This is a genomic window from Methyloceanibacter sp., assembly GCF_050999895.1.
Taxonomy (GTDB): Bacteria; Pseudomonadota; Alphaproteobacteria; order Rhizobiales; family Methyloligellaceae; genus Methyloceanibacter.
In genome coordinates, this window is sequence record NZ_JBPCOU010000068.1 from 1 (window position 1) to 10,175 (window position 10,175).

At 62.5% G+C, this 10,175-nt stretch carries 8 protein-coding genes; 7 read left to right on the forward strand and 1 reads right to left on the reverse strand.

The features are described from left to right. Nucleotides 1-285 precede the first annotated feature (285 nt). The 7 genes from ACR2J1_RS07665 to ACR2J1_RS07695 all read left to right on the forward strand — a co-directional run bounded on the left by ACR2J1_RS07665 (nucleotide 286) and on the right by ACR2J1_RS07695 (nucleotide 8,415). Entirely contained in the window at nucleotides 286-1,077 is a 792-nt protein-coding gene (locus ACR2J1_RS07665; protein ID WP_434018744.1) for a hypothetical protein, read from the forward strand. 231 nt (nucleotides 1,078-1,308) lie between these two features. Beyond that, on the forward strand, nucleotides 1,309-3,318 hold the full coding sequence (gene hyfB / locus ACR2J1_RS07670) for a hydrogenase 4 subunit B (RefSeq protein ID WP_434018745.1): 2,010 nt from the start codon (nucleotides 1,309-1,311) through the stop codon (nucleotides 3,316-3,318). Then, nucleotides 3,315-4,265 (forward strand): respiratory chain complex I subunit 1 family protein, encoded by a 951-nt coding sequence (locus ACR2J1_RS07675; RefSeq protein ID WP_434018751.1) that lies wholly within the window; start codon nucleotides 3,315-3,317, stop codon nucleotides 4,263-4,265. Before hyfB ends, ACR2J1_RS07675 begins: the two co-directional genes overlap by 4 nt. After that, on the forward strand, nucleotides 4,266-4,928 hold the full coding sequence (locus ACR2J1_RS07680) for a hydrogenase-4 component E (protein ID WP_434018746.1): 663 nt from the start codon (nucleotides 4,266-4,268) through the stop codon (nucleotides 4,926-4,928). Then, nucleotides 4,925-6,367, forward strand: coding sequence for a hydrogenase 4 subunit F (locus ACR2J1_RS07685; protein WP_434018747.1), 1,443 nt, complete (start codon nucleotides 4,925-4,927; stop codon nucleotides 6,365-6,367). Before ACR2J1_RS07680 ends, ACR2J1_RS07685 begins: the two co-directional genes overlap by 4 nt. A 10-nt stretch (nucleotides 6,368-6,377) precedes the next feature. Continuing rightward, nucleotides 6,378-7,886 carry an NADH-quinone oxidoreductase subunit C gene (locus ACR2J1_RS07690; protein WP_434018748.1) on the forward strand — a complete coding sequence of 503 codons (1,509 nt, stop codon included), beginning with the start codon at nucleotides 6,378-6,380 and terminating at the stop codon, nucleotides 7,884-7,886. A 13-nt stretch (nucleotides 7,887-7,899) separates the two neighbouring features. Next, on the forward strand, nucleotides 7,900-8,415 hold the full coding sequence (locus ACR2J1_RS07695; protein ID WP_434018749.1) for an NADH-quinone oxidoreductase subunit B family protein: 516 nt from the start codon (nucleotides 7,900-7,902) through the stop codon (nucleotides 8,413-8,415). Nucleotides 8,416-8,457: 42 nt separating this feature from the next. Here ACR2J1_RS07695 and ACR2J1_RS07700 read toward each other — a convergent pair. Beyond that, the coding region (locus tag ACR2J1_RS07700; RefSeq protein WP_434018750.1) for an ATP-binding protein at nucleotides 8,458-10,175 on the reverse strand (1,718 nt) is incomplete at its 5' end.

The following is a 10,175-nucleotide window of genomic DNA, read 5'->3' on the forward strand; positions in this document are numbered from 1 at the left end:
CCCATGCGGCTCGACCGTCCGCCGGCAAGCACCACGCCAACGACCGGACCGCATGCCTCTTGCGAAAACGCCTGCTCCACGCTTGCTCGTCCTCGATCGGGGGTTCTGAGCCAGCGTGATACAGCGAACGGCAAAGTCCGGCAAACACGCCTCGCAGACCTTCGTGCAGCAGCCATCGCCTCGCCGGCGCAGCCTATCAAATCCAGCGGCGCCGCGTAAACCGCGCTCTTGAAATTTGCCCATTGTCGAGCGAAGGCTAGGACGCCAACTTTCGGGAGCGCGTCCGTGTCATTTGAAAAACCGCCCGAGCCGCCCGCGACGCGCAAGCCTTCGGGGAACGCGGACTATCGCTGGGCGGAATTCGATTCCGAGGCCTATTTTCAGCATTATTACGGCGAGCCTCATCCCGACGACGATCTTCTCATTCGTCACGCGGTCGAGGCCATGAAGCTGGCGCCGCCGCTCGGCGCCGAGCTCGATATCGTCGACGTCGGCACAGGCCCCAACCTCATTCCCTTCTACTGCGCCCTGCCCCGCGCCCGGCAGCTGACGGCATGGGAATATGCGGAGAGCAATGTGGCGTGGCTCGAAGCGGAGCTGCGCACCGAGCGCATGCGCCCGCAATGGCGGCACTTCTGGTGCACGGCGCGCGAGGCCTATGGGCCAGGCTATGATTTGCCAGAAAACCCCGTGGCTCTGCTCCGCAGCAGGACGCCGCGACGATGTTCTTTTGCGCCGGAGTCGATCACCGAACGACAGGATGAATTCGATGCGGCATGTGCGGCCTTCGCGCGATCCGTAAAGCCGGGCGGGGCGAGAATAGCTGCCTTCCTCGTGCGCTCCGCCGGCTACGTCGTCGCCGACCGGCCCTTCCCAGTGCTTTGTCTCTCAGCGGATACGATAGAGACCGTGTTCTCGCGCCACGCCGAAAATATCAAGGCGGCACGTATCGGTATCGTCGAGCGGGAGATCCGTAGCGGCTATTCGGGGTTCGTGTTTCTCACCGGCTCGCGCGCTGAGCGCAGGCGAACTGCATTTCTGGTGCAGTGCGAAAGCCCAACCCATGGTTTTTCTTGATAACCACATTGGCCCGGTTTAGATAGCGCCACCTTCTTTGTTAAGACCAAAGGAGGGGGGGGAACGATAACGGTTGCGCAATAGCGGGCTTCGGGGGCTTTTCTCGGAACTGATCACAAGTGGCTGAGATGGCGGACGGATCGTGACGCCATCCAGTTAGGTGAAGCACGCAACGGCGCGTCCGCGACATGTGGATTAGCTGATGAAGCTCGTGACCGCAGTCGTTAGCGCATGACCCTGGTCATAGCGCAGTCTGCCATCGCTGGTCTTTTTGCTCTCGTTCTTCTCTCGTTTTTCGTCGGCCGGACCGCGTTGGGCCGGGGTGTAGTCTATGGTGGGTCGCTGCTCATTTGTGCCAGCGCAGGCACCGCCGCGCTCTGGCAACTGCTCGGAAACGATCCGACGCCGGAACTGACGTTACCGCTCGGATTGCCGTGGGTCGGCGCTCATTTCCGCATCGATACGCTTTCTGCGTTCTTTCTTCTTGTCGTCAATATTGGCGGGTCTGCTGCGAGCCTGTTTGCGCTCGGCTACGGCCGCCACGAAGACGCGCCGATGCGCGTCCTGCCGTTCTATCCCGCCTTCGTCGCCGCAATGAGCCTCGTGGTGATCGCCGCCGATGCGTTCACGTTCCTCTTCTCCTGGGAGCTCATGTCACTTTCGTCCTGGGCGCTGGTTATCGCGCATCACGAGTCGCGCGAGAATCTGCGCGCCGGTTACATCTATCTCGTGATGGCGAGTTTTGGCACGTTTGCGCTGCTCTTCGCGTTCAGTCTGCTTGCCGGTCCTGACGGCGGCTACGCCTTTGCGCAAATGCGCGACACGGCGCTGTCACCCACAAGCGCCGCACTTGTTTTGACACTTGCCTTGCTCGGAGCGGGATCCAAAGCCGGCCTCGTGCCGCTCCATGCCTGGCTGCCGCTCGCACATCCCGCCGCTCCGAGCCATGTCTCCGCACTGCTGAGCGGCGTTATGACCAAGGTCGCGGTCTACGCATTCGTGCGGATCGTTTTCGATCTAGCCGGTGGCCCGCAGTGGTGGTGGGGCATGGTGGTGCTTGCGATAGCGGGTATCACCTGCGTGATGGGCGTGCTCTACGCCTTGATGCAGCACGATCTGAAGCGCCTGCTCGCTTATCACACGGTCGAGAATATCGGGATCATCTTTATCGGCTTGGGGCTCGCGCTCGCTTTCCAGGCCTACGGCATGCCATTAGCCGCCGCGCTCGCCTTCACCGCGGCGCTGCTGCACGTGTTCAATCATTCGCTCTTCAAGAGCCTCTTGTTCTTCGGCTCCGGCGCCGTGCTCGCCGCCACCGGCCAGCGCGACATGGAGCATCAAGGCGGTCTCATCCACCGCATGCCGCTCACCGCCTTCACGTTTTTGATTGGCTGCGTCGCCATTTCGGCCCTGCCGCCTCTCAATGGCTTCGTCTCCGAATGGCTGACCTTTCAGGCCATCCTGCTCAGCCCGCAATTGCCGTCATGGGGCCTGAAATTTCTCGTCCCCGCGGTCGGCGCCCTGCTCGCGCTGTCTGCCGCGCTTGCCGCTGCCTGCTTCGTCAAAGCCTTCGGTGTGACTTTCCTTGGCCGGCCTCGCACCGAAGCAGCGGACCGTGCGCGCGAAACCGACCGATTCTCGCTCGCGGCCATGGTGTTCCTCGCAAGCCTCTGTCTCCTCGCCGGCATTCTGCCCGGCATCTTCATCGATGCGCTGGCGCCCGTGAGCGAGACTCTCGTCGGCGCGAGCATGCCGCTGCAAAGCCAAATCCCCTATTTCTCCATCGTGCCGGTCGCCGAGAGCCGTAGTTCCTACGACGGCCTGCTCGTATTCCTCTTCATGGTCGTCTCGGCGACGCTGGCCGCCGTCGCCATCCACCGGCTCGCATCGGACAAGATTCGCCGCGGGCCGGCCTGGGATTGCGGCTATCCCGATTCAAGCCCGGCGACGCAGTACACCGCCTCGAGTTTTGCGCAACCCATTCGCCGCGTCTTCGGCACGTCCATCTTTCGTGCGCGCGAGCGCGTCGACATGCCCCCGCCTGGAGACAACCGGCCCGCGCGCATTGAGGTCGACATCGAGGATCCGATCTGGGATACGCTTTACGCACCCATCGGTATCGGCATTCAACACGCGGCAGGAGTTCTCAATCGACTACAGTTCCTTTCCATCCGCGAGTATCTCGGCATCGTTTTCATCGCCCTGGTCGGCCTGCTTCTGGTGCTCGCCCTATGGCCATGATGGTCGATCTCCTGGTGCAGGGCGGGCAGATGCTGGTGGTGCTTTTGCTCGCGCCTCTGCTCGTCGGCTTCGTGCGCAAGGTGAAGGCGCGGCTGCTGCGCCGCCAAGGCCCGCAGCTTTTGCAGCCGTACCGGGACCTGGCTCGTCTGATGCGCAAAGACGTCGTGCTCGCCGATGGCGCATCCTGGCTGTTCCGGGCCTGTCCCTACATCATTTTCGCGGCGACTTGGGTCGCGGCATCCTTGGTGCCGACTTTCGCCACCGGGCTTCTCTTCTCCTGGTCCGCCGACCTCATCGCCATCATCGCCTTGCTGGGCCTGGCGCGCTTCTTCCTCGCTTTGGCCGGGCTGGACGTCGGCACGAGCTTTGGCGGCATCGGCTCCAGCCGCGAGGTGATGATCGCCTCGCTGGCTGAGCCGGCCATGCTGATGGTCGTTTTTACCCTGGCGCTGCTCGCGGGTTCCACCCAGCTTTCGACCATGGCCGAGTTCATGGTGTCCTCGGAGGTCGGCTTGCGCGTCTCGCTCGGCATGGCATTGATCGCGCTTCTCATGGTCGCGATCGCTGAGAACGCACGCATTCCGGTCGACAATCCGGCCACGCATCTCGAACTCACCATGGTGCATGAAGCCATGGTGCTGGAATATTCGGGCCGGCATCTCGCGCTGATCGACCTCGCATCGGAGCTCAAGCTCCTTCTCTACGTCTCCCTCATCGCCTGCATCTTTCTTCCTTGGGGGCTGGCGCCTTCGGGCGCGCCGCCGGGCCTATTGGCGCTCGGCCTCGCGGCCTATGTCGCGAAGCTCGGGCTCGGCGGCTTTCTGCTCGCGGTGTTCGAGACCTCGATTGCCAAGATGCGCGTGTTCCGCGTGCCGGAATTTCTCGGCGCGGCGTTGATGCTCGGACTGCTGGCGAGCCTCCTCCTCTTCGTGTCGAGGAGCCTGTAGATGCAAAGCCTCGCCTTCGACATCGCCCATGTGCTCGCTGGTTCGCTGGTGCTCGCAAGCTTCATGCTGCTCTATCAGGATCGGCTCTCCTCGCTCATCAACGTGTACGCGGTGCAATCGATCCTGCTGGCGCTAGCCGTGGCGTGGCAGGGTTACGCGCAACACGCGCCGCACCTCTTCATCACGGCCGCGATTGCGCTCGTTTTCAAGGCGGCGGTGATTCCCTTCGTCTTGCGACGCATGATCACGCAGTTCGGCCTGCATCGGGAAGTCGACACTGTGGTCGGCATCGGCCAGACCATGCTGCTGGGTCTCGGGCTTGTCGCGCTTGCCATGGTGGTGATGCTGCAAGTCACCACCGGAGCCGCGCCGCTTGCGCGCGCCGATCTTGCCTTTGCGCTCGCGGTCGTGCTGCTCGGTCTCCTGATGATGGTGACGCGGCGGAATGCCGTCAGTCAGGTGGTCGGCTTCATGTCGATGGAAAACGGCCTTGTGCTTGCCGCCACCGGCGCCAAGGGGATGCCGCTAGTGGTCGAGATCAGCGTGGCCTTCTCGGTTCTCATCGCCTTCATCGTGATCGGAATTTTTCTGTTCCGCATCCGCGAGCGCTTCGACACAGTTGATGTTGGGGCGCTCGACAGAAGCCGCGGAGAGCGCCAATGAGCCTCGATGCGATCACTCTGGTTCTCGCTATCCCGGCTGTCGCAGCCCTCCTGCTCGCCGCGCTCCCGGGCAGCAAACTCACCGCCTATGTCAACGCGGCGGCGTCGTTTCTGACGTTCCTGGCGGCCGCATCTCTGATCTTGCTCGATCGCCCGGCGCCGGGGCCCTATCTCTTCCTTGACGATCTCAACAGCGTCTTCGTCGTGCTGATCACCTTTGTCGGTTTCACCACGAGCGTCTTCAGTGCGAATTACATCAATCACGAGTTCGAGAAGGGCGAGGTCACGCGCGGATTCCTGCGCCTTTATCACGCGATGTATCAGCTGCTGATGTTCGCCTTCGCGCTCGGGCTTCTCACCAACAATATCGGCATCATGTGGGTGGCGATCGAGCTTGCCACGCTCACCACCGTTGTGATGGTCGGCATCTACCAGACGCATGCGGCGCTGGAGGCGGCCTGGAAATATTTCATCCTTGCCAGTGTCGGTATTGCGCTTGCGCTGTTCGGGACGATCCTCGTCTACATGGCGGCCCAGCCCACGGTCGGCGAGGGTCTCAATTCCATGGTTTGGACGAACCTCTTGGGGCAGGCCGGAAGCTTCGACCCTGCGCTCCTCAACCTCGCCTTCGTGTTCCTGCTGCTCGGCTATGGCACCAAGGTCGGTCTCGCGCCCTTGCATGCATGGCTCCCCGACGCCCATGCCGAAGGCCCCACGCCGATCTCCGCAGTGCTGTCGGGGCTGCTGCTGAACGTCGCCCTTTACGCATTGCTGCGCTTCAAGATGCTGCTCGCGGCGAACCCGGAGGCGCTTGCACCCGGACCGCTGATGATCGGCATGGGCCTCGTGTCGGTCCTGTTTGCGGCCTTCATGCTTTACCGCCGCAACGACATCAAACGCTTCTTCGCCTACTCCTCCATCGAGCATATGGGGATCATCACCTTCGCCTTCGGCATCGGTGGTCCGCTCGCCAATTTCGCCGGCCTCCTGCATATGACCCTGCATTCGCTGACCAAATCGGCGATCTTCTTTGCCGTCGGCGACATCGTTCAAGTCAAGGGCACGCAGAAAATGTCGGAAATGGGCGGGCTCACCGTAACCAATCCCGTGCTCGGCTGGGGCTTGGTGCTCGGGGTCGTGGCCATCGCCGGTTTGCCGCCGCTTGGCATTTTTATGAGCGAGTTTCTATTGGTGAGCTCGACATTTGCGCGCGATCCCCTCCTCGTCCTGCCGCTGGTTTTTGGACTTCTCGTCGGAATCGGCGCGCTCTTCCAGCGATTGAACGAGGTCGCTTTCGGTGCGCCGCGCGGACCGACGCACAAAGCCAACGGCTCCTACGTGCCGATGTTCGCACATCTTGGGCTCGTGCTTGTTGCCGGTGTCTATTTGCCGGGTCCGCTCGTCGCCTGGTTCCAGAACGTGGCGAAGCTACTCGGATGACGGGGTCCCGATGGCGGCATTAAAAGACATCGTAAAAAGCGGCCGCAAGGTAGCCCGTCATCGCCCCTGCCCGCGCGTCGTTGTCACCGAGGCGGGATGGCGCGCCGCGATTCAGGACCTCGTGCAGACACGCGCAACGCTGCTCGGTCTTTGGGGCGACGTGCAGTCCGTTCATATGGCGCTTCTCGATGAGCCAGCGAGCGAGATCGCTATCATCACAATCGAGGGCACGGATTTTCCGTCCGTCGGCGAGCACCACCCGGCGGCGATCCGGCTCGAACGGACCATCTGCGACCTGTACGGCTTCAACCCGGTCGGCCTTCAGGATCTGCGGCCATGGCTCGATCATGGTGTCTGGGGGGTGAAACATCCTCTCGGCGCCCGCAAGCGATCTCCGGTTCGCCCCTTCGCCTACAAATTCCTGCCCGTCGAAGGCGACGGCGTCCACCAGATCCCGGTCGGCCCGGTGCATGCCGGCATCATCGAGCCGGGCCATTTCCGCTTCTCCGCCAACGGCGAGACGGTGGTACGGCTCGAGGAACGCCTCGGCTATGTGCACAAAGGTGTGGAATCCTTGATGACAGGGGCGTCCATCGACAAGGCGGCGCGTCTCGCGGGCCGCGTCTCCGGCGACAGCACCGTGGCCTACGCGCTCGCCTTCGCGCATGCGGTCGAAGCGGCATTCGGCACCAAGGTTCCGGCACGCGCGGTCTGGATTCGCGCGCTCATGGCGGAGCTTGAGCGGCTCGCCAACCATTTCGGGGATGTCGGCGCCATCTGCAACGATGCCTCGTTCTCCCTTTTGTACACCGAATGCGGAATCCTGCGTGAGCGCACCCTGCGCGCTGCAAATCGATGCTTCGGCCATCGCCTGATGCGGGACCGCATCGTTCCGGGCGGCGTGGCGGCGGATCTTGCTTCAGAGGGCATCCAGGATCTCCAGGACCTGATCGACCATGCGCGGCGAAAATTTCCAGAGCTCGTTGCGATCTACGACGGCACCGCTTCCCTGCAAGACCGCACCGTAACGACCGGTCATCTTCGCCCGGAGCTGGCGCGGTCCTTCGGCGCCGGCGGTTATGTGGGCCGTGCCTCGGGGCGTGGCTTCGACGTGCGCAAGGCGCTGCCATATGCGCCCTACGAGAGACTCAAGTTTAAGGTGCCTGTGTTTGAGGAGGGCGACGTAAACGCCCGGGTCTGGGTCCGCATCCGCGAGATCGAAGCAAGCCTGTCCCTGATCGAGCAGATCATCGCGAAGCTGCCCAAGGGGGCATTGCAGGCGAAACTCGGTAGTGCTTCCGAGGAACGCGAAGGTCTCGGTCTCGTCGAAGGCTTTCGCGGCGATGTGCTTGTATGGGTGCGGATCGATGCGGACGGGCTGATTGCCCGCTGCCACCTGCGCGACCCCTCCTGGTTCCAGTGGCCGCTGCTGGAAGCTGTGATCGAGGGCAACATCGTCGCCGATTTCCCGCTCTGCAACAAATCATTCAATTGCTCCTATTCGGGGCACGATCTGTAAGGTCGCCAAACGTATGCGCAGCCTGTTGTTCAAGAATTTGGGGCGCCAGCCCGTTACCGACAGACCGCCGACGGCGGACGACGGCGCGCTTGCAGAACTCGCGGTGAGCCTCGACCGCGCGGCGCGCCGAAGGCTCGGACGAAGCCTCGCCATTCGCGAGGTGGATGCGGGCTCATGCAATGGCTGCGAGCTGGAGATCAATGCTCTCAACAACGCATTCTACGATCTCGAACGGTTCGGGCTGCGCTTCGTCGCCTCTCCCCGCCATGCAGATGTGCTGCTCGTCACGGGGCCCGTGACAAAGAACATGCGCGTGGCGCTCGAGCGCACTTACGCCGCGACGCCCGATCCAAAATGGGTGTTGGCGGTCGGCGATTGCGCCGTTGACGGCGGTCTCTTCGCGGAGAGCTACGCGGTGGCGGGCGGTGTAGGGAATGTTGTACCGGTCGACCTCCATATCCGAGGATGCCCGCCCAGTCCGGAGGATTTACTCAAAGGTCTCCTTGCGCTTCTCGAGCGCACGACCTGAACTAAAGTGGGCGTTGCCTACCGTAAGACCTGCGTGGCGCCACTAGAACTCGTTGTCGAGGAGCGACCGAATTTTCCCGGCCAGCTCGTCAAATGAGAATGGTTTGACGATCAAATGCACGCCCGGGTCGAGCCTGCCATGATGGACCACGGCGTTCCTTGTATACCCGGTGGTGAACAACACCTTCAATGCAGGCCGCAACTGCAGCGCTTGGTCGGCGAGCTCGCGACCGTTCATTCCGCCCGGCATCACGATGTCCGTGAAGAGCAGATGAATGTCGTCGCGCTCGTTGATAATGTCGAGCGCCGCCATCCCATGCTCGGCTTCCAGGACCTGATATCCGAGTTCGCCGAGGATTTCGACCGTGTAGGCGCGCAATGTTTCGTCGTCCTCCACAACGAGGATCATCTCGTCGCCGATCGCGCACGGTAAGCCGCGGGATATCCCCTGCTCCTTCGGTGCTTCATCCTCGCCGACATAACGCGGCAGATAGATTTTCACCGTGGTCCCTTCACCCGGCTCGCTATAAATCTGGATGTGTCCGGCGGATTGGCGTACGAAGCCGTAGGCTTGGCTGAGACCGAGCCCCGTGCCCTGGCCCACCTCTTTCGTCGTGAAGAACGGCTCGAACGCCTTTTCCAGCGTGGTCTTGTCCATGCCTACGCCGGTGTCGGTCACCGCGATCATGACATACTGCCCGGGCTCGACCGGCTCCGAAATGCCCGCGACATACGCTTCGTCCAGATAGCAGTTCGCGGTCTCGATTGTCACCTTGCCGCCGTGCGTCAGTGCGTCCCTCGCATTCACGGCGAGGTTGAGAAGCGAGTTTTCGAGCTGGTTGGCGTCGGCATGAATACGCCAAAGCCCTCCTCCGAGCACAGTTTCAAGGGATATCTGTTCACCGAGAGTCCGGTGCAGGATCTCGCCGGTGGCCGCGATGAGTTTGCTGGCGTCGAGCGGCGTTGGATCAAGCGGCTGCCGGCGTGAGAAGGCAAGAAGACGGCTGGTCAAGGTCGCGGCGCGTTTTGCGCCCTGGGCTGCCATCTCCCGCGCGCGGGCGATCCGCTCCGACGCCGGTGAGAGGCCGAGCGCGGGCAATTGCCGCCCGATGACGTCGAGCCCCCCGAGCACGATTGTCAGCAGGTTGTTGAAGTCATGCGCAACGCCCCCTGTAAGCTGGCCGACGGCCTCCATCTTCTGCGCCTGTCGTAGCGACTCCTCGGCTTTCTTGCGCGCCTCATTCTCGGCTTCGAGCTCTCGGGTCCGCTCTCGCACGGCCTCCTCTAGCGACTCGGTAAATGCTCGCAATTGGACCGCCGCGCGCTTGCGCTCTGTGATGTCCACGTTCACACCCACGACGCGCACGGGAAGACCGCTTGCGTCGTAAAAGTTTATGCTGCGCGCCTCGACCCACGCGAGGCTCCGGTCGTTCGGCCGAACAATGCGAAACTCGGTAATCAACTCGCGATGGCGCTCGGCGAACGCCCTCTCAATTAGATTGGAGAGGCGCGTTACATCCTCCCGGAACACGCAACTGATCCAACTCTCGTAACGCCCATCAAACGCTTCGAGCCCGTAGATCGAGAGGAACTGCTCTGACAGATGCAACAGTCCGGAGGTAACCTGCCATTCGAAGATGCCGAGGCGCCCCGCTTCCTGTGCAAGCGCGAGCAACTCGTCGGCCGTAGAAATGAACGGAGGCTGTGGAGTTTGTTTTTTCTGGTCCACGGTCGCTTCCCAGGAGAACGTCGCGGGTGCCC